Source organism: Schwartzia succinivorans DSM 10502, from assembly GCF_900129225.1.
In the GTDB taxonomy this organism is placed as follows: domain Bacteria; phylum Bacillota; class Negativicutes; order Selenomonadales; family Selenomonadaceae; genus Schwartzia; species Schwartzia succinivorans.
Map to the genome: position 1 here is coordinate 576,530 of NZ_FQUG01000002.1, position 25,338 is coordinate 601,867.

Genomic DNA, 25,338 nt, shown 5'->3' on the forward strand with positions numbered 1-25,338 from the left:
TACAAAAGGACACGGCTTTGGCCGTGTCCTTTTTTTGACTCATAATTACTGTGGAATTTTGCGAAGCTCCAAGCCGTCTCCTGTGTTTTCCTTGGTGTCAAGCCATGTCAGCTTGCCGTCACGGAGAATGAAGAAAGCTTTGCCGTCGTCGTAGACCGTGTTGTCTGTTCCGCTGCCGTCATCAGTGTAGATGTAGTCGATGCGTGTTCCGTCATTGTTGCTGAACATGAGCCCGGAATAGCTGTTGTAGGTGCAGGAATAAATCCAACGGCTGCCCTCCGCGGCACTGTTTGCCCATTGAAGCTCTACGCGATAGCCTTCCTTATCACGGCTGACTGTGGCATAGCATCGGCCGTATGCCCATACTCCGAGATAATCCTCGGCCTTTACGTTTTTGCTTGTGGCGTGATATACATCCTTGGGGTCGCGCATGAAGTGTATTGCGCCGTCATGACCTGAGCGGAGATCAGTCTGCACCGCAGCATTTTTCTCCTTTGGGAAAGCCGCCCGAAGCGCGAATGCACTTTTATAAACGGAAAACCATGGGGAAGCGGTACCCTCGTCCTCAAGGTTCAAACCGCCTTCCTCATAGAATGAGTACCAAAGAGATTTGGAGCCGTCAGGGTGTACCTCAGCAGTAACCATCACAACACCGAAGGACTTGCTGCCGTTCTTGCAGACGGCTTCATATTTTCCGTCCGCATAGATTGTCAGCATGCGCGCGTTTGGAACGTCAGCCTCATACCACGTACCGGCAATGGGCTGAATGCTGCTCTCAGCGGCGGTGAGGGCCTTCGTAGCGGCGGTGACGACGATTTCGGGAGGGATGGGCGCGGACTCGGCTGCGGCGACACCTCCGAAGAGACATCCCGCAAATCCTAATGCAAGCGCAGGACGAATGCATTTGCGTATTTTCTCATACAAAATCATAAACCATTGCTCCTTTCAGTTGTTATCAGCCTGCTGACTTTTCCCAATGTGTGACGGTATGACTGCGGAAACGATATTTTCCATGATATTCGGGGATATCCGGATGCTGTATATAGCAGGTGTACGCCACGTATTCATGCGCGGGAACATATACATCGTCTACAGAGTGGCGGATGCCGTAATCAGACCACATTTCCTGCCCGTTGTCAGCGAAGAGTTTCAGGTCTATGTCTGTCCATTTGACGTAGGCAGCCTGGTCACCGACATTTTCGAAGTAGCCGACTATCTCTGCCTCACCGGCTTCATGCAGATAGACGTGTTCAACACTGAACTTGATGGTGGGACGAGCCTGTGCCGACGTGGGCATTACAGCTGTGATAACCAGGGTTAAGAATAGAAGTGTGAAAAATTTGGCTGCGAATGATTTCATGGGGTACCCTCCTTTGTGACGTAAATGTATTTTTTTGATTCTGATTTCATTCTAAACGTCGGCATTTAACCCTGTCAATTCTGCCGTATGGTCATTTTGCCCTATGATTTAATAATAATATAGTAAAGAACTCTTTCTGATTTTGGCGTATAATAATATGGGGAGATTTTGTGATGACTAACAGGAGGGGAGATAGTGAAATTCAAGAAACCGGCAGGATTGTTATTGGCGGCATTGCTGACTGCAAATACGTCGTTTGCGGCACAGGCGGAGGAAAATCTTTATGAGCCGCAGCTTTCCTATGGAGCTTATGTTGATACCTACAATAGTGAATCTGAGGGTAGATTGTCGCCGGAGACTAATCCTGCGGTGCGCATCGTAAAGGATTTTTTCAATTACTGGGAACCGGGAGAGGACGGGTTTTCCGGGAAACGTTTGCGCCCTGATATTCTCGATTACGATCTGCATCTTTTGGAGAAATATACCAACGAGCGAACACCGGAGCAGGAGGCTTCAGATTATTTTGATGAGCGTAGAAATTACGGCTACAGTTTGATAACCGGGTTTGGGCCTTATCTGCCTTCCTATGTGGAAGGCTCCGGTATTTACACGATTCAGACTGAGCTTCCGGAGAAGGGGGCGGATAAGCTGCCGAAGCGCCTAACGGAAAATCCTTTAGGCAATCCCGATTCGGAGCTGGGAGCGTGTGTCAGATTTGCGGAATATTTGCAGGAGACGGACCTGCCTTCACTGCAAGTAGTGAAGAAAGCCTTTCGCTATCTTCGTCCTTTCCGACGTTCTGATACTGTCAAGCTTAATCCTTATGTGGCAGGCGCTGTTAAAAAGAAATCGGAAAAAGACTATGGCTATACAAGCGGTCATACGATGCGGTCTTACCTCATAGGACTTGGATATGCCTATATGTTTCCGCAGCGCTATCAGGAATTTTTGACACGGGCCTCGGAAATCGGATTCAGCCGTAACCGCATGGGACGTCATAACTGCCTTGATGTGGTGGGCGGACGTATGATTGGTACGGCAAATGCAGCGGCATTTTTCAATGCTCCGGAGAATGCTGAGATGAAAAGAGCGGCATACGAAGCGGCTCAGTCTTATCTCGTACCGGACCCGGATGCACCGGATGATTTTTCTGATAAGGAGAAAAACCGTGCTCTTTATACTGAGCGGCTGACATATAATTTCCCGACTGTCGGGGACACGACGAAGCCAATGGTTGTTCCTAAGGGCGCCGAGGTGCTTTTGGAAACACGTTTCCCGTATCTTACTAAGAATCAGATTCGCACGGTGCTTTACACCACGGGGATTTCCTCCGGATATCCTGTATGTGATGATGAAGAAGGCTGGGGCAGACTGAATCTTTTCGCGGCGGCAGACGGCTATGGCGCGTTTCTCTCTGAGACTGTCGTAACAATGAATATGCAGAATGGCGGTTTTTCGGCGCGTGATACATGGGGGAATGATATCACAGGAGAAGGAAGTCTTGTAAAGCGCGGAACAGGTACTCTGGTGCTGGCAGGGAAGAACACCTATAAAGGCGGAACGAGAATAGAGTCAGGTGTCCTTGAGGCGGCAGACCGCACAGCCTTTGGAAGCGGAAGGGTAGATGTGAACGGCGGAATCATGGCTGAATGCGTCAATGGTCCATTTGATATCCTGAATTCTCTTGAGGTATCAAAGGATTCGGTTATGGTGTTTACAATCGGAGGCCCGCAGGATGTCATTAATGTATCAGGTAGGGCCCGTATTGACGGAAAGCTTCGTATTGTGCTCTCAAATGAATGGCAGCCGAAATCCCGGGAAATTCTTCACGCACAGCAGGGTATCAAGGGTGATTTCAGCCGTGTTCAGATAGAAGGACTTCCTGTCGGTTTTAAGGCAGAGGTGCAAAAGAAAGGCAAAGGACTTTGGCTCATGGTGAAAAAGGAAAATGAGGAGAATCCAAATGCGTAAAGAATTGAAGGGAAGAGGGGCCTCCGAAGGTATCGCTTTTGGTGCGGTGTGGTTTCCTGCAAAAGGAATCAGCAAAATAGCAGAAGGCTACAAAAAAGAGGATGCACAGCGTGAGCACGAAAAACTGGATTCAGCCGTAAAACGCACAGCTGAACGTATGAACAGTCTGGCAGATAATGCAAGAAAACGAGGAGAGACGGCTCAGGCTGACGTTCTTGAGGCACATGCCATGATTGTTGAGGATCCTTTGATTCTTGAGGCAGCAGATAAGCTGATTGAAGAGGGCAGCGGTGCTCAGGATGCCATTATGCAGGCAGCGGAGGAACAGGCGAAGTGCCTTGCTGCCATTGATGATGAATATCTGAAGGAACGTGCTGTTGATGTGCGTCAGGCTGCGCACGAGGTCGCCACAGAGCTCTGCGGAGGCAATCGTGAAGCAATACCTGAAGGAAAGGTCATTATTGCAGGGGTGGATGTAGAGCCTGCACAGATTGCGGCTGTTCCAAAGGAGCAGCTGTCAGGTATCATTCTCTGCGGAGGTACGTCCCTGGGACATGCGTGTATTCTGGCACGTGAGCGTGGCATACCTGCAGTGTCACTAAATGAAACGGCATTTTCAGAGCTTTCCGCAGGCATTGAGGTTCTCGTTGACGGTTCATGTGGAGCTGTTATTGTCGAGCCTTCCGCAGAAGAAATAAAGAAGGCAGAGAAAACAGCTGTTTCAGAAGAGGCTTTGCACGGACCTGCAGTCATGAGAGATGGTGCAGAGGTGACACTCCGTGCCAATGTCGGAAATGCGGAAGAAGCAGTTGAATCACAGAAAAAAGGTGCTTCGGGAATAGGGTTGTTCCGTTCAGAGTTCCTTTTTATAGGCAGGGACAGTCTTCCTGATGAGGAAGAACAGTATGAAGCGTACAAAAAAGCAGTCGAGGCGTGCGGTAAAGCTCCCTGTATAATACGTACTCTTGATGTAGGCGGTGATAAAAAGCTTCCTGCGTTTCCAATACCAAAGGAAGACAATCCGTTCCTCGGTGTCAGGGGCATACGGGCAGAGCTTCGGAATGAATCGGTTCTCAGAACACAGCTTCGTGCGCTCCTTCGCGCGGCGGCATGCGGTCACTGTGCCGTGATGCTTCCAATGGTCACGAATCCGTCGGAAATTGACAGGGTGAAGGTGATTGCCGGGGAAGAGCTTATGGCATTAAAAGAAGAGGGCAAAGAAGCAGTTCTTCCCAATTTCGGCGCTATGATAGAGACTCCTGCCGCGGCGGTTTGTGCTGAGAATATTGCGAAGCATGCAGGCTTTTTCAGTATAGGCACCAACGACCTTGCGCAGTACACACTTGCGGCAGACCGCACTAATGAGGCTGTAGCTGATATAGGCGATGCGCTTCACCCTGCGGTGCTTCGTCTCATCAAACATACGATTGAAGCGGCCAATGCCGCAGGCATACCTGTGACAATATGCGGTGAGATTGCATCAGATGCCTTGGCTGCGCCTATACTTGCGGCTATGGGGCGTGTTGCCCTGAGCATGGGAGCAGGCTCTCTTTCTCGTGTACGAAGCGCGCTGAAAAAGGTTTCTACGGAGGAAGCGGGAGAAAAGCTCGAAAAGGCGCTTTCACTTGAAGACGCGAAAGCTGTACGGGAATTTTTGAAATAGAATGATTTCTGCTATACTATCAAATATCAGATATTTAAAAAGAAAGGAGGCGGCGGAATGGAGCTGGACTCACTTTTTCAGGCGCCAGAGGCAGAACAGCCGCTGGCGGCAAGGCTTCGCCCCGAGACCTTGGATGAGTTCGTCGGACAGCGGCAGCTGATTGGTGAAGGCAAGGTGCTCCGCCGTCTTATCGAGGCTGACCGAATATCCTCTATGATATTCTGGGGGCCTCCGGGAGTCGGAAAGACAACGCTGGCGCGGATAATAGCACATACGACCAAGTCCTCTTTTATAGATTTTTCCGCCGTAACAAGCGGAATAAAGGAAATACGCGGAGTAATGCAGCAGGCAGAGGAAAATCGACGCTATGGCGACCGCACTATAGTATTTGTAGACGAGATACATCGCTTCAATAAAGCACAGCAGGACGCGTTCCTTCCTTTCGTGGAAAAGGGAAGCATAGTCCTCATCGGCGCGACAACGGAAAATCCTTCTTTTGAGGTCAACGGCGCTCTTTTGTCCAGATGCAAGGTTTTTGTGATGCAGGCTCACACGGTAGAAGACATCACAGAGCTTTTGAAGCGTGCTATTCACGATCCGCGCGGCTTCGGAAATGAAAAGGTCGTAATTGATGATGATGACCTTGAGCTTATAGCAAATTTTGCCAACGGTGATGCCCGTTCCGCGCTCTCAACACTTGAAATGGTTGTTCTGAACGGTGATGTCACAAAGAAGGGAATTGTCGTCACCAAAGAAATTATAGAGCAGTGCACATCGAAGAAGTCACTTCTTTATGATAAAAATGGCGAGGAACACTATAACCTGATATCAGCGCTTCATAAATCCATGAGAAATTCCGACCCTGATGCGGCTGTTTACTGGCTGGCGCGTATGCTTGAAGCAGGGGAGGATCCACTGTTTATAGCACGTCGTATTACAAGGTTCGCGGCAGAGGATGTAGGGCTGGCGGATCCGCGTGCTTTGGAGATAGCGATTGCTGCCTATCAGGCATGTCACTTCATCGGTATGCCTGAGTGCAACGTTCATCTTACAGAGGCAGCTGTGTACATGGCTCTTGCACCGAAATCAAATGCTATGGAGAGCGCATATTTTGCAGCACGGGATGATGCAATGAAAATGCTTGATGAGCCTGTGCCCCTCGTTATCAGAAACGCACCGACGCGGCTGATGAAAAATCTCGGATATGGCAAAGGGTATCAGTACGCTCATGACACGAAGGAGAAGGTTACCAACATGCAGTGCATGCCGGACAGTCTTATCGGGCGTACCTATTATCACCCGACAGATCAGGGGTTTGAGCCGCGGTTTAAGACACGCATGGAAGAACTCAAGGCATGGAAACGCCAGCACGGCTGGAAGGGATAAGAAATACTTTGAGGTTTGTGTAAGAGTTTAGGGAGTAGGAAAAAGACAGATGGACAGAACGGTCATTTATTATTTTTCGGCAACAGGCAATTCTCTTTATACGGCAAGACAGCTTCGCGATGCCATTGACGGCGTCGTCCTGCGCTCTATGCCTGAGGAGCTTAGAAATGACGAGATAATTGCAGACGCGGAGCGGGTAGGTTTTGTTTTTCCGATGCATTACTTCGGACTCCCGATGGTAGTGGAAGATTTTTTGCGCCGTGTTGACGTATCAAAGGCGCGTTATATTTTTGCAATCGCCACCTGTGGCGTTCCTTTCATGGGGACTCCGTTTATCGCGCTGAACGGGATATTGGAAGCTCAGGGCAGAAAGCTTGATGCGGCGTGGTTTGTGCGTCGTGTTTCAAACTATATAATGATGAATGACATCCCCTCAGGCTGGCGTATAAGCATCCGCGAGTGGATGGCGCGCCGTATGATGAAGAAAATCACCGCCTATGTAAAAGCGGAAAGCCCGCATTCAGTCTGGGAGTACCTTCCTGAGGCCATGACGAAATTCAGAACGGAGTGGATGGGAAGGAAGAAAATGCTGGATGAGGATTTCACATGTGACGCAGAAAAATGTATTCACTGCGGCATGTGTGAGCATGTCTGCCCTGTTGGCAACATCCTGCGCCCTGAGGGGAAGCCCGTCTGGCAGCATAACTGCACGGAATGTCTGGCGTGCCTTCATATATGTCCACAGCATGCCATAAACAAAGGCCCAAAAACGGAAAAACGGCATCGTTACCGTCATAAGGGAATCCAGCCCAAGGAGCTGCTGATGTCCCGCAACGTGGAAGAATAAACAGGAGGCTCTCTGAATGTTTCTCGCAGCCCGTCAGGCACAGGATATAGTTGAGGAAATCGGTGCTATCGTAAAACAGAATATCAACATGATGGACGAGCAGGGAGTCATCATTGCCAGTACGGACAAAAATCGTGTCGGGAGCTTTCATGAAGCCGCCAAACGCATCATAGACGAGGAGCTTTCTGAGCTTTATGTTACTGCGGAAGCGGCAAAAAAAGCCGTACCGCCCATGCGTGCCGGCATAAATCTCCCCATAGAGTACCAGCATCATATTGTCGGGGTAATCGGCGTAACTGGTGACTATGAACAGGTCATAGGCTTTGGACAGATTGTTAAGAAAATGACGGAAATTCTCATACGAGAACGTGAGCGTGAGGACGAAAAACGTCTCGACCTTCGTGTAATAAGCCGCTTTCTTGAGGACTGGGTACTGGGCGCGGGTATTCTGCGGCCTACTCTTTTGGAGGAACGCGGACGTCAGCTTGGTATCGACATAACAAGACCTCGGCGTGTCATGGTCGTAAGTATGGATGATGTGGAGGACTACATTGACTCCCTGCCGGGACAGGAGCTCATTGAAAACATTGAAAATGCTGTACTGGAAATAATTCACAGGATTCCGGCTGCCCTTGTACTAAGAAATGCAGCCCGTCAGATTCTGCTTCTTCCTGAGGAGGATGACGACAAGCTCATGGCGCTCGCGAAGGAGCTTAGGAAAATGGTTCACGAGCGCTTCGGACAGAGCCTCCGCGTGGGAATCGACGGACTGAGCCGCAATATGCATGAGGCCTACGGGCAGGCAGACCGCGCATGGCGTATCGCGGCAAATAAGGAAGATAAAATAGTCCTTTTCAGCCGACTTGACCTTGGCATGTTCCTTCAGGAAATTTCAACTCAGACGAAATTCGACTACCTTCATAAAATTTTTCACGCATACACCGTAGAAGAGCGAAAACCTGTCATGGAGGTATTGAGGGCGTACTTCGAAGCCGACGGCTCACTGACCAAGGCATCAGAAATGCTGTTTATTCATAAAAACACGCTTCAGTACAAGCTGCACCGCATCGCACAGCTGACAGGATATGATATAAGAAAGCCAAGAGAAGCTGCAGTCTTTGCCATGGCGCTGATGTTCTTTGATGAAACACAGAGAGGCAAGGATGTGGGGATAGAAAAATAAAATTTCAAACGGCATAACAAAAAACGGAGAGTATCAACGAAGCAAAGACTTCAAAGATGCTCTCCGTTTTGTTTGTATGGGGAAGTGTCTTAATATTTGCGATGTGTACTAAAAAACACAATATGCGCTACCAATACGATGACCACAAAAGTGACCATCGTTCAACAACAATAAATAAAGCCTCCTGAATAAAAACAGGAGGCTTTTACACTTTTTAACGGTCTATTTATTACTCGCATGACCGCTAGCGAGCAACTTTTCAACGATCCATTTATTACTCGCATGACCGTTAGCGAGCAACTTAACAGATATACTTCTGCTTCGTCTAAATTGTATCCTGTTCCTTTTTTACTGTCAATATGAAGGGATAATAAATCTCATCAATATTCTTATCCAATACGATGGTCACAAAAGTGACCCTCGTTCAACGAACGTAGTTCCTGCGGTGGGGATGGGCGAAGGGGCGACGCCCCGTTGCAAGAGATATTCAGCTATGGCGAAATTTAAAAAATTTATACTATATTTCATAAATAACTTCCAAATATCTCATACTCATTTCAGTCATAAACTTCTTTCAGACGGGGCTTTGCCCCTTCTGGCTTCCCCACACGGGGGACGAATTCCCCCATGTCCCCTTTATTTAACCGCTCCTTCGTCGCTCGGGGAACCCGCGGCTTTTCGCTCTTGGCAATCTGCACACTCCGTCTCCCGCGTCTTTACTGTATTACTGAAGCCAATTAGTGATAGTTTTTTACATAGAGGCATGTCCTATATTATTCATCTCTACACAACGATTTGTCCCTAATTGGCTCTGTCACGACAGTAAATTCGCGGGCTGACGTGCAATTCGCTTTAAAATAAAATCACGCCGCGGGAAAAGAAAAAAGCGAAGCGTTAAAAAGAAAGGTGTCCAGCGGGAACGTAGTTCCTGCGGTGGGGATGTGTGAAGGGGCAAAGCCCCTTCGCATACAAGGTTTCGCTATAACGAAACATAAGATATTTATCCGATTTCCGAAAGTGAATCCGATATATTTCATATTTCGTCCAACCATAAAAATGTTTCAGACGGGGCTTTGCTATAACGGATTTTTCGAAATAGCTTTTGCACATTTCGCATTCATGTATTTCTTGCCTTATGACCAATACGATGGTCACAAAAGTGACAATCGCTCAACTCAACCAATCTGAAGGAGTACTGCCCACTGAGTGGGAAAATTTTACGGCATCACGTTTTGCTGCGGGCCAGTTTTTCTGCGGCAGTGGTATTGCCGCCTTTCATGGCAAGTATGACGCCTATTGCAATCAGTAGAAAACCGGGAACGAAATAGCTTGTTATGGCTTCGTCCAATAGCAAGTATCCTAAAAGAGTACCGACTATGGGCTGGAAGAACATAAAGAGTCCGCCTATGGAAGCATCCATGTAGGTAAGTCCCTTGCTCCAGAGAACAAAACCTGCTGTAGTTGAAATAACTCCGACGTATAATACGGAACCCCATATATGCGGCGCAGCCATAGCTGCAAAATCTGCCTCACTGATGAGCCACCACAGCCCGTATGGAGTCAGCGCAAGAAATGCGATGAGCACGCTGTAAAAAGTAATGGTAAAAGCGGAATAGCGGTGGAGCAGCTTTATAAGGACTGACATAAAAGCCCATGTAACTGCTGCGACAATAAGATATATACCGCCCATAAGGCTTCCTGTCTGCAGGTTTTCGGGATCAACTACTATAAGAAGAACACCGGCTGTTGCCAGTACAACAGAAAGCAGACGGCTGAAATTGAAGCGTTCGTGCAGTATGAGACAGCCGAAAGCGACCATAAAGGCAGGTGTTGCCGCGGTTACTACAGAGCCCATTTGAGCCGATGTCAGCATAGTCCCTGATTCCTGCGTTACTATAGACAGTGTGTGCCCCGTAAGAGCCGACAGCAGCAGAAGCTTTCGGTCCTTGGGTTCTATTTTCCATGATGACTTCTGATACAACATAATCAATATGATTGGAACGAGAGCGACTCCGTAGCGAAGCCATACAAGTGCCGTTGGCGTGATGACACCAACAGTGAAACGGACAGCAATAAACATTGCTCCCCAGATACTGCCTGCAAGGGAAAGAAGAATTGAACCTATAATTAAATTACGCAAGAGAATACTCCTTAAATAATGACAATAACAAGATTAATCTAAATAGAAGACTGCTTATATAATAATACTAGAAATATTTTATGGCAAAGTCTTCTGTTTACGTGCAATGTAAAGAACTTTATTTTAGAAACCTGTCTTTATTTTTATGCAAAAAAATACTTTTGTCACGAAATATGGTTGATTTTGTGAATTGACAAGGGTAAAGAAATTGTGTGTGAAAAGAAAAAATGCGTAAAATATATTATTGAGTTTTGAAGAATAAGATAAAAACTTATAAATGAAACCATACCGTAGCAACACTGTATGAAAATTTGAAGTTACGTTATGGTATAAATAACAAAATAGTTGGCACATATATGTTACAGATAACATAGACATATACACAACAGGTTTCTATAATGAAAGACAATCCTTTTAAAATAATGTTGAGGGGGGTATTGTATGACAGTTTCCATGAAGGTGCTGGTTGAAGATACCGGCTCTGAGCATCTTGCTCTTGGAAAGGAGCATGGATTGTCTCTGTATGTGGAGACACCTCAGTCCACGTTTGTGTTTGACTGCGGTGCCAGCGGACTTGCATGGCGCAACGCGGCTTTTATGCGCGCAGATTTGAAGAAAGTCGGGTTTGCGGTCATCAGCCATTCGCATTATGACCACGCAGGCGGTTTTCCTGCTCTTCGAGAGTATGTGTCTCCGTCATCAGTCTATATCGGTCATGGCTTTTGGCAGGAAAAGTTTGCGTTTGCTCCTGAGGGAAATAAGTATACATACCTCGGCGCCGGTTTCTCCGCGGAAGATTTAAAGGAATGGAACATTAAGGCATGTGAAGTAGGAGAGCTTACAAAGCTTGATGATTCGGCATGGCTGATGGGAAATTTCCCGAGGAACGAGGCAATGGAGACGATTCCTGAGCGTTTCGTGTGCGGTGAGGATAAGCACAGGGACGATTTCCGGGATGAAATCTGTCTTGTCCTTCGTGAAGGGGACGGAGTGGCAGTTGTTACGGGCTGCTCGCATCCGGGAATCCTCAACATGGTAACGGCTGTTCATAAGCGGCTGGGACTGCCTGTATACAGCGTGGTCGGTGGAACACATCTGAAGGAAGCTGACGCGGAGCGGATTGATAAGACGCTTGCGGAGCTTCACAGGATGGGATTGAAGCGCATGGCGCTCTGCCACTGCTCAGGGGATGCAGTCAGAAGCCGTCTTGAGCAGGATACGGCGGCAGGGTGTGTTCTGTCAACGGGGGATATGCTCGAATTTTAATCGGGCGTGAAACGGAAGTGCAGTGAGGAAACTGCTTCTGTTTGCTTTTAATTAAGAGAGGAGTTTTATTCATGTCAGGATTGTTCATGGGCGGCGTTATTTTCTTAGCTGTTCTTATTATGATTGTCGCCATCAGCAAGTTCAAACAGCATCCGTTTGTTGTTCTGGTGCTTGTATCCATCTTCGTAGGTCTTGTATGCGGCATGCCGGCTGACAAGGTTATTTCCACGGTCAAAGGCGGCTTTGGAGGTATCCTTTCAAGTATTGGTATCGTTATTGTTGCAGGTACTATCATCGGTACGATTTTGGAAAAGACCGGTGCAGCGCTTGTAATGGCAAATACTATTCTCGGTATTGTCGGTAAGGCGCGTTCCGTTCTTACAATGGGCCTTACAGGTTACGTTACGGGTATTCCGGTATTCTGTGATTCGGGCTTTGTAATTCTTTCCCCTATTGCACGTGCTCTTGCTGACCGTTCTAATGTTTCCCTGGCTGTTATGGGTACTGCTCTTTCCGCAGGCCTTTATGCAACTCACTGTCTTGTACCGCCGACACCTGGCCCGATTGCAATGGCAGGTACGCTCAACGCTGATCTTGGTCTTGTTATTCTCGTAGGTCTTATTACTTCTGTACCGGCTATGATTGCAGGCCTTATCTATGCGAAAAAGGTTGCATCCAAGTATGAGATTCCTGCAAACCCTGAGTTTACAGTTGAGGAGCTCATGGAAAAGTACGGCCGTCTGCCGGGTGTTGTCCATAGCTTCGCACCAATCATTCTTCCGATTATTCTCATTGCTGTTAAGTCGGTTGCTGATTTCCCGTCCCATCCGCTGGGAGAGGGCGCGGTTAAAACCTTCGCATCCTTCATCGGTGACCCGGTTATCGCACTTCTTATCGGTATTTTCCTTGCAATGACGCTGATTCCTGTTTCGGAATCCAAGAATAAATTCGACTGGATGTGCCAGGGTATCCTGAACTCTGCTTCCATTCTTGTTATCACGGGCGCAGGCGGTTCCTTCGGTGCAATCCTTAAGACTCTGCCGCTGGCTGATGCTCTTTCCAGCGCGCTGCTTTCCCTTTCAATCGGTGTATTCCTTCCGTTCATTATTGCTGCTCTTCTGAAGACTGCAATGGGTGCGTCCACAGTTGCCATGATTGTTACATCGGCTATGGTGGCTCCGCTGATGCCGTCCCTTGGATTGGAAAGCGAAATGGGCAAGGCTCTCGTTATAATGGCAATCGGCGCAGGCTCCATGTGCGTATCTCATGCAAATGATTCCTACTTCTGGGTTGTATCGCAGTTCTCTGATATGTCCACAAATATCGCGTACAAATGCCAGACAGGTGTTACATTCGTTGAAGGTATTACGACAGTTGTATTCGTTTATATCCTGTCACTGATTTTCTGCTGACGGATAGGTGAATATGATGAAAAAAATTATAGTCATCCCCGATTCCTTTAAGGGGACGCTTTCCTCGATACAGACGGCGGATATAATGACTGCTGCTGTCTGTGAGGAAATTCCTGAGGCACAGGTTGTTTCTGTTCCTGTTGCCGACGGTGGAGAAGGAACGGTAGATGCTTTCCTCTACGCACTTGGAGGAGAGCGTGTGGAGATTATGGTAAAAGGGCCGTTCTTTGATAAAATTCCTTCCTTTTACGGACTCTTGCCGAGCGGAACGGCAGTCGTGGAAATGGCTGCCGCAGCGGGACTTCCTCTTGTGGGAAAACGCCGTGAGGTAGGGAAGACCACTACCTACGGTGTTGGAGAGCTTATGCGGCACGCCGTGGAAAATGGCGCAAAGCATATTATCCTTGGCCTTGGCGGAAGCTCAACAAATGATGGAGCCTGTGGAGCAGCCGCGGCTATGGGAGTAAAGTTTTTTAATGATAAGGATGAGGAATTCATCCCGGTTGGCTCAACGCTGAAGGATATCTGCCGTATTGATTCGTCGGAATGTGCTGAATTTCTGAAGGATGTCCGTGTGACTGTCATGTGCGATATAGAAAATCCGCTTTGCGGGCCTAACGGTGCCGCCGCGGTGTTCGGTCCGCAAAAGGGTGCTGATGCAGCCATGGTTCGTTTACTTGATGACGGCCTTAGTCATCTCGCCGCGGTTGTGAAACGTGACCTTGGAATGGATGCTGCCGATATACCGGGTGCAGGAGCGGCCGGAGGAATGGGCGCAGGCGCGGCAGCTTTTTTCGGAGGAAAGCTGATTCGCGGGATAGATGTTGTGCTGGAGGCAGTTCACTTCACCGAAAAGCTTCATGATACCGATGTTGTGTTCACCGGTGAAGGGTGCTTTGATTCCCAATCCTTTATGGGTAAGGTTGTCAGCGGAGTGGCAGGCCGCGCGAAGCAGATGAACGTTCCTGTTATAGTTGTGGCCGGAGCGGTAAAAGCTGATACAGACCGCAAAAAAATGGAAGAAGCCGGCATATCCGCGGCATTCAGTATCAACAGACAGGCAGTTCCATTTTCGGAGGCTGCACCCAAAAGCGCAGACAATCTCCGCGCTGTCATGGGGAATATACTGAAGGTGCTGAAGCTTCAGGGTATGCATTGAAGCTTTTTTTGCAAAATTGTTAAATAATATGTGTGCAGTTGTTGGGGCTGTGAAAAAAGTATTTCTTGCCTTCCCCTAAAGGAGAAGGCATTCTTGTTGCTTTTTTCACAGCCCCTTTCTTTTTTCAACGGGGCAGCTGTAATTGGTACAGTATAGCAGTGTTTTTTGCGGCCCGGTGTGATAAAATGTAAAAGTGCAGTACAAATAAGAAACAAAGGAAGAGTATACTCTGATGAATGATATGGAGGCTTTGACTCCTGAGGAGAAAAAAGCCAAAGAGAAAAAGGAAAAAAGACTTAAGCGCAAGCAGGCGCGGGCAGAGTTCAGAAAAGGAATCCTGGCGAAGGTCAACCGCAGGGAAATACTGCTGGAAAAACATAACTGCGGAATGCTGCCGTCTGATTATCTGACTGCGTTCGACCTTGAGGGCGCAGGATTTTCAGAGGATGACATCATTGAAATCGGCGCTGTAAAAATCAACCTGAAAACAGGGGAAACAGAAGAGTTTCATGAGATGATGACCCCGCGAACAAGGTTGAATAAATACGTTACACAGATTACCGGCATTACGATTGATGAGTTAGTGGGAAAACGCAGACTGCAGGAGGTCCTGCCCGAGTTTTTTGATTTTGTGGGAGACAGTATCCTGCTTGGACACTCCATAGGAAATAATGATATCGTACAGCTGAATCTTGCCCGACAGCGCTTCAAGCTGAAAGGCTATAATTTTTACAAATATTTTGTGGATACTGAACGTATGGCGCACAGACTGCTGGATGATGCGGACCCGCCGGTGATAAAATTCGGTCTTGAACCGCTTCTGCAGAAATATGGCGTTGTACTTACCGAAAATCACCGCGCGCTGGCAGATGCCTATGCATCCTATCAGCTCTTACGGATATTCATGAAAAATGAGGGAAGAGATGGAATACTCCCACAAATTGGATGAAAGGGAGACTAATCGCATGAAAAAAGGCTTTGTTCTGGCCATTGCAGCCTGTGCGTTATTTATGTCAGCATCAGCGTCAGAGGCATGCACGACGGCTATTATCACAAAGGGAGCGGCTGCTGACGGAAGCACTTATGTCACTCATTCAAACGATACTTATGCAAGTGATCCCTGTATTGTTTACGTACCTGCGAAGGACCACGCACCCGGCAGCAAAAGAAAGGTATATCCTGCGGCTATTGCATGGGATGACCTGCCTGAATATAATTGCTACGGCAATCCGCGTCTTGTCGCCCCTGAGCGTGCTGAGTCATATGACTATCCCGATAAGGAACTGACAAAACCGCTGGGAGAAATTCCGGAGTCTGCGCACACCTATGCCTATATTGACAGTGATTACGGAGTTATGAACGAGCATGGGCTTATGCTGGGTGAATGTACAAATAACTCAAAGCATCTGGAATATCTTGAACCTAAGGAAGGACATGGCATATTTTACGCCTCGGAGCTTGGACGCGTTGCTTTGGAACGCTGCCGTACAGCACGTGAAGCCGTTAAGCTTATGGGCAGTCTTATTGACGAATACGGCCTTTGGGGAACAGGAGAAACACTTCTGGTGGCAGATAAGGAAGAAGGCTGGGTGCTGGAGATGCAGCCGACTCCATCGGGGAAAGGTGGATTTTGGATTGCTCAGCGTGTTCCTGACGGAGAATTTTTTGTTGCTGCCAACCAGTTCCGGATACGGGAAATAAAAAAAGACAGTCCTGATCAGATATACAATCCGAGACTTCCGGAAATGCTTAGAAAAGCAGGCTGGGCAGCTTACGACAAAAAAGGTAATCTGGATTGGGTGCTCTCTATGCGGGCCGTAGAGGATTATCATCCATATTATTCACTGCGTCGTGTTTGGCGTGCCTTGAGCCTTGCAGCTCCATCCGCCAAGCTTCCGCCCAAGGTTAAGGAATGGGATACGGATAAGTACCCGTTCTCAATTAAGCCGGACCATCTACTGACGTTGGATGAGATTATGGATATTCACCGCGATGCCTACGAAGGCACGGAATTTGACAGAAAAAAAGATATGGGGCAGGGCTCTTTGCTTCACCGTATCGCTACGGCGACAGTAAATGGGAGCGAAGTATAACGGGACGTCATATCGCGTATACGTGGATAACACAGATGAACGATAAAATTCCTGCTCCTATGTTTTGGATTTCCATGAATGCACCGGCAGAAAGCGTTTACATCCCATTCGCCGTAGCCCCGATGCCTGAAGCGTATAATAAAGCCGACAGGACAAAATTCGACCTTGAAAAAGCATGGTGGATTTCGCAGCAGGTGACGATGCTTACGCGTGGATATTACAGCGCGCTTCAGCCCGAGGTGCTTGAAACTGCAAAGAAATATGAAAAGCAGTCAATGGAGCTTGTGGAAAAATCCAAAGGACAGTCGGCAGAGGAGTTTGCCGAAACGCTTAGAGAAAACGCCGAAAAAACTCTTGCGGACTGGAGAAATCTCTACGGAAATCTTCTCATTGTCCACGACGGTGATCATCATATTGATTACGATGAAGCACACCGCCCAAAGGCTGATAATGTAGAAAAATATTAACTCGGATACGGAAAAATTTTAAGCTCAAATGCCCTAAGCATCATTTTATGGTGTTTAGGGCATTTTTGATATGGTATCAATAAATTAAAAATTGCCCATCCTTTTGTATATCATAATCTGTCACAATTTACTTTAACGGGACAAGTTTTTTCGATAGTAGATATTTCGATGGCCGGGTAAGAATGGATTGATCAGAACCAGTTCAGCTTCCGAGGAGAGGAAGGATTTTTTTATTGTTGTAACTATTGACATTACATCGAGGTGATAGTACTATATTGTTGTAGTCGAAGTGATTACAACAATATAAGTAAAGTATTTGGAGGAGAGTAAGATGACAAATTTCAAGAAGGTAAGTGTGGCAAATGATGCACGGACGGAGCTTCATGACAAATTGCAGTTGACGGGCGCTGAGATAAGCGTAAATAATCTGCCCGCCGGAGCCGGCGTTCCCTTTGTGCATTATCACAAGAAGAATGAGGAAATCTACTTTATCACGGGTGGCAAAGGCAAGGCTGTGATTGATGGTGAGACGGTGGAACTTAAAGCCGGTGACTGGCTGCGCATTTCTCCGGCTGGCCGTCGCCAGTTCTCTGCAGCCGCTGATGAGGGCATAAGCTATATTTGCATACAGGTACGGGAAAATTCTTTGGAGGAATACACCGCTGACGATGCCGGTATTGAACAGTAAACCCTGATTGACAAAAAAGATCTCATTGTAATAACATGTCTTACAATGAGATTTTTTTATGGGGATGATACTGTGCAATTTTCGTTTCGTATGCCGGTGGCAGTACAGATTTTGCTTTGTATTGCCAAATTTGGCGGTATGTTTAAAACCACATCAACCTTTTTGGCCTCCAGTGTCAATGTTCACCCGGTTATCATTCGCAAGACCTTGGGGCAGCTGAGAAACGCCGGGTTGGTGGAAGTGGCTGCCGGAGTCGGTGGAGCAAAGCTGATGAAGAAGCCGCAGGATATTACCTTGCAGGATATCTTTCAGGCCGTGGAGGATGATGAGGATTTGTTCCATATTCAGGACAATCCAAATCCACGTTGTCCTGTGGGGAGGAATATCAAGCTGGTGCTGGGAAGCCGCTTGTCGACGGTCAAGGAACATATGCTGGCAGATTTTTCACAAATAACGTTGGAAGACCTGCTGGCTGACGTAGCGAAGGCAGAAGAGAAGCAGCAATAAACGTAATTTAAGTGGAGGGGTTGGACATGGGCGATAAAGAACGTCCAAGGAATATTATCGTCAGAGGTGCTCGCGTGCATAATCTGAAAAATATTGATGTGGATATCCCCCTTGGAAAATTGGTAGCCATTGCCGGGGTGTCCGGCTCGGGAAAATCGTCGTTAGCGTTGGGGACTTTGTACGCGGAAGGTTCACGCCGTTATTTGGAGGCACTGTCTACATACACACGACGCCGCATTACGCAAGCCGGCAAAGCCGACGTGGAAGAAATCCGTCATGTACCGGCAGCTCTGGCTCTCCATCAGCGTCCGGGTGTTCCGGGGGTGCGCAGTACATTTGGCACAGCCTCGGAGTTGCTTAACAGCCTGCGTCTGTTATTTTCAAGGTTGGGAAGCCATACCTGTCCCAATGGACATCTTTGTCCGCCAAATATGGATGTAGCGCTGATGCTGCCAACGAAATGCCCGGTCTGCGGCGAGGAGTTTTATGGTCCCGGAGCTGAGGCTATGGCCTTTAACTCGGAAGGTGCATGCCCGCATTGCTCAGGGACAGGGATTGTGCGTACGGTTGATGAGGCAAGTCTCGTGCCGGACGAAAGCCTGTCCATTGCCGAGGGGGCGGTGGCTCCCTGGCAGACGCTGATGTGGTCGTTGATGAAGGATATCGCCAAGGAGATGGGCGTGCGGATTGATGTACCTTTCCGTGACTTGACCCCCGTAGAGAAGGAGGTTGTCTTTCACGGCCCGGCAGAGAAAAAACATATCCTCTATGTCAATGAAAAGACCAATGTGGCGGCAGAGATGGATTTCACTTACTATAATGCAGTATATACGGTGGAAAATGCTTTGGCGAAGGTCAAGGACGAAAAAGGCATGAAACGGGTGGAAAAATTCCTGCATGAGGCATCCTGCCCTGAATGTCAGGGTACGCGGCTCTCGGCTAAGGTGCGCTCCACCAGACTGGCAGGGAAAAATCTTGCCGAGGCCACAGCCATGACCTTGGATGAGCTGATTCCCTGGGTAAAGGCTGTGCCGGATACACTGCCTCAGGAAATGCGTCCTATGGCCGAAAGCATCGCCGAGTCCTTTTTGGATAACGCCCGCAGGCTGAAGGAGCTGGGCCTTGGCTATCTATCCCTTGACCGTGCCAGCAGTACTCTTTCTACCGGCGAGCGCCAGCGTGTGCAGCTGGCAAGAGCCGTGCGAAATGAAACCACAGGTGTGCTTTATGTACTCGATGAGCCCAGCATCGGTCTGCACCCGGCTAATATCGAAGGGCTTCTGGATGTGATTGACAGCCTGCTCAGGGACGGCAATTCCGTGGTTCTGGTTGACCATGATGTGCATGTGCTGCAGCATGCCGATTATATGATTGAACTCGGGCCGCTGGCCGGAAGCGAAGGGGGCAGTTTGCTCTTTGCCGGGGATATGCAAGCGGCAGCAGAGAGCAAAGTTTCCAAGATTGCACCCTTCCTGCGCGGTGGGGCAAATTGCAACCTGCGGAAGCGTGCGTCTTTGGAAAAGATGTTTGAGCCGGGCACCATCCATCTGGAAACGAATCAGCTGCATACGGTAAGGCCCTTGCAGGTGGATATTCCCAAGGGCAGGCTGACGGTGGTGACAGGTGTATCAGGCTCGGGTAAGACTACCATGGTGCTTGAGTGTCTGCTTCCTGCTTTGACGGCCAATATCGAAGGAGACAAGCTGCCGCCACAGGTCAAAGTCATAAGTGCCGAGGGTATACGCAGGGCTAATCTGATTGATGCCTCGCCTATCGGCATCAACATCCGTTCCACTGTGGCAACCTATAGTGGCGTGCTGGATGAACTGCGCAAGCTCTATGCCGGCACTGCTGCGGCCAAAGAGAAAAAATGGAAAGCAGGAGCTTTTTCATATAATACAGGCAAACTGCGCTGTCCCACCTGCGACGGCACGGGACAGATTTCACTTGATGTACAGTTCCTGCCTGATGTGACAATTACCTGCCCGGATTGTGATGGGCGGCGTTATAGCGAGGAAGTTAAAGATGTTATCTGGCAGGCAGAAGGTGCAGAGCATGGCTATACTTTGCCGGAGATACTCTCCCTGACCGTAAAGGAGGCACTGCCGCTTTTTGCAAAACAGAAGAAGATTTATGGGAAGCTTTCAACCCTTAATGATTTAGGCCTTGGCTATCTGACATTGGGGGAGGATACTCCCGCTCTCTCAGGCGGCGAAGCCCAGCGGCTGAAGCTGGCAAGTGAGATGGGCAGGACACAGGAAGATACGGTGTTTGTATTTGATGAACCGACCATTGGTCTGCATCCCCTGGATGTGCAGGTACTTCTGCAGGTCTTCGACCGTCTGGTGGAAGCCGGAGCTACTGTAATTGTCATTGAGCATGATCTGGATGTAATCATCAATGCGGATTACATTATAGATATGGGCCCTGAAGGCGGCGAAAAAGGAGGCCGCATCGTAGCCTGCGGTACGCCGGAAAATGTAGCGGCTGCTAATGACAGCATTACAGGCAAATACATCGCACGGGAAATCATGAGGTGACATGGTTGGAGTTCCCTACAGTAGAATACGCGGCTATTCTCTATAGCTAAAAATTTATGTGATAGCAGGAAAAGCTCTTTCCTTCGGGAAAGTCTTGGTAAAATATCACTAAGAGTATTTCGGGAAAAGCTATATGGGGGAGTGTTTACGATGTTTGGTCTGCCGGAAAAAGAGCCGTGGCAAGCCACCAACTTTATCCGCTGATCGGAGAAAAAAACACAAAAACAGCCAGCTGGTTTGCCGGCTTAGGCTTCTGAGCAAGCGACAGACCGGGAAATCCTGGATGAAGATTTTTGCGGACGGATAGTCTTACTGGCAGGGAGAACTTATGAAGCAGAATATGAACAGGCAAACTACTGTTTTAGGTTCATGAATTATGCTGTTATTTATGTTGGGCAAAATCCATTCCATGGCTGGCAAAAGGTCATCAGATGGAACTTGAAGAAATTATGCTAAGACATATAGCTAATAAAAGTTTATTAAGTATGGTCATTATGATTAGTCTCCTGGTATTGCAGAATAATTTAGATTACATTTTATATCCGGTGGCTTCAGCTTTAGCGTACCATTCCTGGGCTTTCTGCATGTCTTTTTCTACGCCAAGTCCATTTTCATACATATGTCCCAAAGCTGCCATGGCCGGTGCGGCGATAATGTCACCGCGTTGGGCAGCTTTTTTGTATAAGGTCAACGCCCTGCTGTAATCCTGGGGAACGCCGCTGCCGGTTTCGTATAAGCGGCCTAAATAATACGTGCCCGTGATATCGCCACGTTCGGCTGCGATGCCGTACCATTTGGCGGCTTCCTTGGTATTGGCTTTTACGCCGTAACCGTGTTCGTAGCAGAGGCCAATGTAACGTGGAGCTTTCATGTGTCCTTTGCTGTTGGCAGCAGTGAAATTTTCGAGAGCTTTTTCATAGTCACCGGCGTTGTAGGCGGCGAGTCCGGCATCATGCAAAGCTTTGGCAAGAAAGCTGCGATGACCTTGCCGGCTGTCATCTTTGCGCTGCTGAAACAGCCAGTCGCGGATAGCCTCAATATCATAGGCAAATGACCAGGTATACATATGGTTTCCTCCGGCAAAAACGGAGTAATTTATGTTGGCGTTTTCTGCAGCCATTTCTCTAACCCTGCTATTGATTTCATTCAAGTCAGCATGACTGTCCCAGAAGGTGTTGTTCCGTGCAACCTTGCTGCCAAGTGATTGCCAAAGGTCTGTGGCGGAATTCATGCCGGGAAAGGCCTTTGGATCACCCTCACAGACGGTTATCCAGAGTTTCTTGTCCTTCATGGCGGCCATTTCCTCAACATTCCATTGACAAGCCACCAGCCACTGTGCGGCAAACAAATCCGGATATTTATCACTTATGGCGATGTTGGCCATACCGCCCTGAGACTGGCCGGTGCCGTAGATGCGGTTTTTGTCTACGCTGTAACGTTCAATCACGTCATGGAGTAAATCGGTTACAAGCGTAAGACCGGGGGTCCATACATTTTCATCAGTAGTCATCATGCCTATTTTTTCTACCAAATCTGCAGTATATTGGGGCGCAAGAATAATGCATTCATGTTTTGCCTGTTCGCCGGCGCTGGTCCAAATGGTGGCGCCGTTGCCTTGAAACAGCGGTGTTTTTACGGCGTTGATGTTTGCACTGGCATCAGCCACGAAGAACAGCAGCGGATATTTCTTATTGGGGTCATAGTTTCGGGGCAGGTACAGACTATAGGGAATCGTGGCACCTACCTGCTTGTCGGTGTATTCATATTGTTGGAAACGCTCTATGTCCGGTTCTTTTATTGCTGTTGCGTCTAAAGTCAGTGGGGCAAGCGTTGTTCCGTCAATTGCGGTAAGGGAGCACAGCTGCTGCACCCGGAGGGATAAATCCGGAAGCTTCCTGTTGGAGCGTCTTGGGGCATCCGTTCCTTTGCGCTCCTTATCCGTAAGTGGCTTTTCCGGACGTCCGGGTTTTTGACTCAAGTCGCCGTCATAAACATTGTTCTTTGTGACAAAATGCAAAATGACATAACGTCCTGCCTTTGATTTGCCTGCAGATTCAGGCTTGTCGTTTACTGTTACAGACGCTATCTCCCTGCCTGTAACGGCAAAGTCTGTGGACTTTACGGATGACGGCAAAAGTTCCTTCGGGTATTCCAGTATAGCCTCGTCAACCTGCTCTCCACTGCCATATACGTGAGTTACGGCTGTAACCTTTTGCAGGCATTGAACTGTAGCAGTTGACTGAAGCTCACATGACTGCACGGCCGCTGCCTGTGCCGGCAGTGGGGCAGGAAGCATAAATGCTCCCGTCCCCACTAAGGATAGTGCCAATATTTTTTGAAATCTGCGCATAATCATACCTCCATATTTATTTTAAGCAATAAAAAAATCGACGTTCCCTAAAAAGGGCAGAAAACACCTATCCGTTTTCCACGTCGATTTTCTGCTGCTGCTGCAGCACGGCTCCTACACAGCCGTTATGCTATTTTAAATAAAACTCGTCAAAAGAGGAAAGTCTGCCTTGGGCAAAACTTTAACCAGGACATTGTAACACAGGTTATACGGATTGACAAGGCGGTTTTTATTTTCCGTACATTACATCCCATTTTTTTTCAACAAAGTAGAACCGCATGCTCAGGAATATACCGCCAAGCAAAAGGCCTGCTATGAGACCAATCCAATAGCCGTAGGGGCCAAAATCAAATTTTTCAGCCAGCAGCCATCCGATTGGAAGACCAGCTGCCCAGTTTGATATTACAGACAAAAGAAATGCCGCGCGGACATCCTTTGCTCCACGAAGTATTCCCTGAAGCGGAGCGTTCAGAGCATCAGCCAGCTGCATTCCCACGGTGTACGCAAGGAATACGAGAAGAAGCTCGTGAACCGCGGGGTCCTCGGTATATATTGCGGATATAATGCTGCGCATAGGTATAAGGAGCGCTGCGACAATACCGACGACAATGAGAGAAAGGATACGTCCGAGACGGGCATATTTTCTCGCGTCAACAGGCCGCTTTGAACCAAGCTCATAGCCAACGAGAATCGTAAGCGCCATGCTTATGGACAGCGGAATCATATATACCTGTGTAGTGAAATTCAGAGCCGCCTGATGCGCAGCGAGAACGGCTGTGCCATAGCCTGCCATGAAAAGCCCGACAGCACTGAAAATGGACACTTCACAGAAAATGGCTCCGCCTATAGGCAGGCCAAGTGCAAGCTGACGTCGGCACGCGCCCCAGAGAGGCGGCATGAAACGGCGGAAGATGTGATAATTGCGAAACGGCGTGACGTAAAGCGTGATTAAAACATTCAGGAGAAGATTGATGCCGTAGGCAACCGCTGTGCCTATACCTGAGCCTACGCCACCGAGGGCGGGGAAACCGCCCCAGCCGTATACAAGAAAGAAATTTGCGACTATGTTTATCGGTACAGTAATAAGCGTGACAAGCATAGTAAGACGCGTAAAGCCATGTGCATCAAGAAGATTTCTGAGAACAGCGCTCAAGAAAATCAGCGGCATGCCACAGGAAATTGCGAGAATCCAATGTATAGCGACATATTCTACACGAGGTTCGAGCTGCAGACTGTGGATGATAACAGGAACGAAAATCCATCCAAGTAGGAGCACGACGGCGGCAATAAAAAGCGCCTGCCAAAAGCCCTGACGCACAGCAAAAACAATCGACCACCGTTTCCCTGCACCGTAAGCGTGAACAATGGTCGGTGTGAGCCCTGACAAAACGGATATACATGTGGTGAATACCGGAAAATATAAATTCGCGCCTACGGCAACACCTGCAAGGTCTTCACTGGAAAAGTGCCCCGCCATGACCGTATCACAGAAGCCCGTCGCAACGAGGGCAAGCTGCGTCACAAAAATTGGCACGAGAACTATAAAAAATTCCCGTGCCTTACCCATCCAAGTATTTGTGTGTTTCATTAACGTATTACCAGATTACCGGATTCATCTGCTCGTACGTTTTCTTTGCCATAGTGAATGCGGTCTCTACAGGTGAGCCTTTTTCAATAGGCTTGAACTCGGCTTTTTCAATCGGAGTATCCGTCTCGCCGAGAAGCACAGCGCCGAAGCTGATGTCCTTTGTATGTATGATGGAATAGGTACGTTCCTTTGTATTGAATACGTAGAGTACCTCGGAATGTGAATAACGGTCATGGTCGAGCTTAACTGCGTATTGCTGATTTTTCTGTTCAAGTAAAACGCCGTTCTTCAAAAATACCTTCAGATTGACTTTTATCAGATTCTTGTGTCCTTCAACAGCGTCAATGGAAAGCTCCTCGTACTCGTAGTCGGCTTCCTTTGTCTTTACAAGCTCCGTCCAGCGGTTGACCTCGAGCTGCTCCGGCGATACGTCTTTCGTCGGGTACATGCTGATGTTCCAGTCGCTGAGATTGGTTACGCCTTCCGTAACAGATGAATCGCCTTTTGCAGACACAGGAACTGCAAGTGAAACAACTGCGGCGCCTACACATAAAATCGCTTTAAGTTTCATATAACATACCCTCCTTAAAGGTTTGTTTACATACCCTTTGAACTTAATTATAACACGAATTGTGAAAGAAACGAAATTGAGTCCTTTGAGAATATTTATCAAAAACTCTCTTGCGCTCTTTCGAGAGGTAATAACAATATGTTATAA

General features: G+C 48.1%; 20 protein-coding genes. 14 read left to right on the plus strand and 6 right to left on the minus strand.

Going from position 1 to position 25,338, the window contains the following annotated elements; genetic code table 11:
- Positions 1 to 45 precede the first annotated feature (45 nt).
- A complete protein-coding gene (locus BUA83_RS02555; RefSeq protein WP_072934597.1) occupies positions 46 to 930 on the minus strand; it encodes a hypothetical protein in 885 nt (294 codons plus the stop codon).
- Between the two features lie 25 nt (positions 931 to 955).
- The gene (locus BUA83_RS02560) at positions 956 to 1,360 is read right to left on the minus strand and encodes a hypothetical protein (protein WP_072934598.1); all 405 of its coding nucleotides are present in this window, start codon (positions 1,358 to 1,360) and stop codon (positions 956 to 958) included.
- Between the two features lie 195 nt (positions 1,361 to 1,555).
- Between BUA83_RS02560 and BUA83_RS02565 the strand changes: the two genes are divergently transcribed.
- The 5 genes from BUA83_RS02565 to BUA83_RS02585 are packed head-to-tail and all read left to right on the plus strand — an operon-like array spanning position 1,556 to position 8,410.
- The gene (locus BUA83_RS02565; protein ID WP_094756410.1) at positions 1,556 to 3,331 is read left to right on the plus strand and encodes a phosphatase PAP2 family protein; all 1,776 of its coding nucleotides are present in this window, start codon (positions 1,556 to 1,558) and stop codon (positions 3,329 to 3,331) included.
- The gene (gene ptsP / locus BUA83_RS02570) at positions 3,324 to 4,994 is read left to right on the plus strand and encodes a phosphoenolpyruvate--protein phosphotransferase (RefSeq protein WP_072934600.1); all 1,671 of its coding nucleotides are present in this window, start codon (positions 3,324 to 3,326) and stop codon (positions 4,992 to 4,994) included. Before BUA83_RS02565 ends, ptsP begins: the two co-directional genes overlap by 8 nt.
- A gap of 57 nt (positions 4,995 to 5,051) precedes the next feature.
- Positions 5,052 to 6,380, plus strand: coding sequence for a replication-associated recombination protein A (locus BUA83_RS02575; RefSeq protein ID WP_072934601.1), 1,329 nt, complete (start codon positions 5,052 to 5,054; stop codon positions 6,378 to 6,380).
- A gap of 49 nt (positions 6,381 to 6,429) precedes the next feature.
- Positions 6,430 to 7,227: an EFR1 family ferrodoxin gene (locus BUA83_RS02580; RefSeq protein ID WP_072934602.1), complete on the plus strand. Its 798-nt coding sequence runs from the start codon at positions 6,430 to 6,432 to the stop codon at positions 7,225 to 7,227.
- Positions 7,228 to 7,243: 16 nt separating this feature from the next.
- Positions 7,244 to 8,410: a CdaR family transcriptional regulator gene (locus tag BUA83_RS02585; RefSeq protein ID WP_072934603.1), complete on the plus strand. Its 1,167-nt coding sequence runs from the start codon at positions 7,244 to 7,246 to the stop codon at positions 8,408 to 8,410.
- Between the two features lie 1,225 nt (positions 8,411 to 9,635).
- Here the strand turns inward: BUA83_RS02585 and BUA83_RS02590 are convergent.
- The gene (locus tag BUA83_RS02590) at positions 9,636 to 10,550 is read right to left on the minus strand and encodes a DMT family transporter (protein ID WP_072934604.1); all 915 of its coding nucleotides are present in this window, start codon (positions 10,548 to 10,550) and stop codon (positions 9,636 to 9,638) included.
- 441 nt (positions 10,551 to 10,991) lie between these two features.
- Between BUA83_RS02590 and BUA83_RS02595 the strand changes: the two genes are divergently transcribed.
- From BUA83_RS02595 to BUA83_RS02635, 9 genes are all read left to right on the plus strand, one after another.
- Entirely contained in the window at positions 10,992 to 11,816 is an 825-nt protein-coding gene (locus tag BUA83_RS02595; protein ID WP_094756412.1) for an MBL fold metallo-hydrolase, read from the plus strand.
- Between the two features lie 71 nt (positions 11,817 to 11,887).
- Positions 11,888 to 13,228, plus strand: a complete 1,341-nt coding sequence (locus tag BUA83_RS02600) for a GntP family permease (RefSeq protein ID WP_072934605.1) — start codon at positions 11,888 to 11,890, stop codon at positions 13,226 to 13,228.
- 13 nt (positions 13,229 to 13,241) lie between these two features.
- On the plus strand, positions 13,242 to 14,387 hold the full coding sequence (locus BUA83_RS02605; protein WP_234988201.1) for a glycerate kinase family protein: 1,146 nt from the start codon (positions 13,242 to 13,244) through the stop codon (positions 14,385 to 14,387).
- Between the two features lie 232 nt (positions 14,388 to 14,619).
- Entirely contained in the window at positions 14,620 to 15,336 is a 717-nt protein-coding gene (locus tag BUA83_RS02610; RefSeq protein WP_072934606.1) for a 3'-5' exonuclease, read from the plus strand.
- A 16-nt stretch (positions 15,337 to 15,352) separates the two neighbouring features.
- Positions 15,353 to 16,480 carry a C69 family dipeptidase gene (locus BUA83_RS02615; RefSeq protein WP_072934607.1) on the plus strand — a complete coding sequence of 376 codons (1,128 nt, stop codon included), beginning with the start codon at positions 15,353 to 15,355 and terminating at the stop codon, positions 16,478 to 16,480.
- Positions 16,481 to 16,515: 35 nt separating this feature from the next.
- On the plus strand, positions 16,516 to 16,947 hold the full coding sequence (locus BUA83_RS02620; RefSeq protein WP_072934608.1) for a peptidase C69 family protein: 432 nt from the start codon (positions 16,516 to 16,518) through the stop codon (positions 16,945 to 16,947).
- A 331-nt stretch (positions 16,948 to 17,278) separates the two neighbouring features.
- Positions 17,279 to 17,635 (plus strand): cupin domain-containing protein, encoded by a 357-nt coding sequence (locus tag BUA83_RS02625; protein ID WP_072934609.1) that lies wholly within the window; start codon positions 17,279 to 17,281, stop codon positions 17,633 to 17,635.
- A 72-nt stretch (positions 17,636 to 17,707) separates the two neighbouring features.
- The gene (locus tag BUA83_RS02630; RefSeq protein WP_072934610.1) at positions 17,708 to 18,142 is read left to right on the plus strand and encodes an Rrf2 family transcriptional regulator; all 435 of its coding nucleotides are present in this window, start codon (positions 17,708 to 17,710) and stop codon (positions 18,140 to 18,142) included.
- Positions 18,143 to 18,168: 26 nt separating this feature from the next.
- Positions 18,169 to 20,682, plus strand: coding sequence for an excinuclease ABC subunit UvrA (locus BUA83_RS02635; RefSeq protein WP_072934611.1), 2,514 nt, complete (start codon positions 18,169 to 18,171; stop codon positions 20,680 to 20,682).
- 529 nt (positions 20,683 to 21,211) lie between these two features.
- Here the strand turns inward: BUA83_RS02635 and BUA83_RS02640 are convergent.
- The 3 genes from BUA83_RS02640 to BUA83_RS02650 all read right to left on the minus strand — a co-directional run bounded on the left by BUA83_RS02640 (position 21,212) and on the right by BUA83_RS02650 (position 25,191).
- A complete protein-coding gene (locus BUA83_RS02640; protein WP_072934612.1) occupies positions 21,212 to 23,032 on the minus strand; it encodes a prolyl oligopeptidase family serine peptidase in 1,821 nt (606 codons plus the stop codon).
- Positions 23,033 to 23,261: 229 nt separating this feature from the next.
- Positions 23,262 to 24,620: an MATE family efflux transporter gene (locus tag BUA83_RS02645; RefSeq protein ID WP_072934613.1), complete on the minus strand. Its 1,359-nt coding sequence runs from the start codon at positions 24,618 to 24,620 to the stop codon at positions 23,262 to 23,264.
- A gap of 7 nt (positions 24,621 to 24,627) precedes the next feature.
- Complete coding sequence (locus BUA83_RS02650; RefSeq protein ID WP_072934614.1) at positions 24,628 to 25,191, minus strand: hypothetical protein; 564 nt, start codon at positions 25,189 to 25,191, stop codon at positions 24,628 to 24,630.
- Between the last annotated feature and the right edge of the window lie 147 nt (positions 25,192 to 25,338).

Excerpts from the sequence above, each read along its gene's own strand:
- BUA83_RS02555 (WP_072934597.1), bottom strand. The coding sequence starts at position 930 with ATGATTTTGTATGAGAAAATACGCAAATGCATTCGTCCTGCGCTTGCA.
- BUA83_RS02635 (WP_072934611.1), top strand. The coding sequence starts at position 18,169 with ATGGGCGATAAAGAACGTCCAAGGAATATTATCGTCAGAGGTGCTCGC.
- BUA83_RS02650 (WP_072934614.1), bottom strand. The coding sequence starts at position 25,191 with ATGAAACTTAAAGCGATTTTATGTGTAGGCGCCGCAGTTGTTTCACTT.
- BUA83_RS02625 (WP_072934609.1), top strand. The coding sequence starts at position 17,279 with ATGACAAATTTCAAGAAGGTAAGTGTGGCAAATGATGCACGGACGGAG.
- BUA83_RS02640 (WP_072934612.1), bottom strand. The coding sequence starts at position 23,032 with ATGCGCAGATTTCAAAAAATATTGGCACTATCCTTAGTGGGGACGGGA.
- BUA83_RS02585 (WP_072934603.1), top strand. The coding sequence starts at position 7,244 with ATGTTTCTCGCAGCCCGTCAGGCACAGGATATAGTTGAGGAAATCGGT.
- BUA83_RS02595 (WP_094756412.1), top strand. The coding sequence starts at position 10,992 with ATGACAGTTTCCATGAAGGTGCTGGTTGAAGATACCGGCTCTGAGCAT.
- BUA83_RS02645 (WP_072934613.1), bottom strand. The coding sequence starts at position 24,620 with ATGAAACACACAAATACTTGGATGGGTAAGGCACGGGAATTTTTTATA.
- BUA83_RS02575 (WP_072934601.1), top strand. The coding sequence starts at position 5,052 with ATGGAGCTGGACTCACTTTTTCAGGCGCCAGAGGCAGAACAGCCGCTG.
- BUA83_RS02605 (WP_234988201.1), top strand. The coding sequence starts at position 13,242 with ATGATGAAAAAAATTATAGTCATCCCCGATTCCTTTAAGGGGACGCTT.
- ptsP (WP_072934600.1), top strand. The coding sequence starts at position 3,324 with ATGCGTAAAGAATTGAAGGGAAGAGGGGCCTCCGAAGGTATCGCTTTT.
- BUA83_RS02560 (WP_072934598.1), bottom strand. The coding sequence starts at position 1,360 with ATGAAATCATTCGCAGCCAAATTTTTCACACTTCTATTCTTAACCCTG.
- BUA83_RS02615 (WP_072934607.1), top strand. The coding sequence starts at position 15,353 with ATGAAAAAAGGCTTTGTTCTGGCCATTGCAGCCTGTGCGTTATTTATG.
- BUA83_RS02600 (WP_072934605.1), top strand. The coding sequence starts at position 11,888 with ATGTCAGGATTGTTCATGGGCGGCGTTATTTTCTTAGCTGTTCTTATT.
- BUA83_RS02620 (WP_072934608.1), top strand. The coding sequence starts at position 16,516 with ATGAACGATAAAATTCCTGCTCCTATGTTTTGGATTTCCATGAATGCA.
- BUA83_RS02580 (WP_072934602.1), top strand. The coding sequence starts at position 6,430 with ATGGACAGAACGGTCATTTATTATTTTTCGGCAACAGGCAATTCTCTT.
- BUA83_RS02610 (WP_072934606.1), top strand. The coding sequence starts at position 14,620 with ATGAATGATATGGAGGCTTTGACTCCTGAGGAGAAAAAAGCCAAAGAG.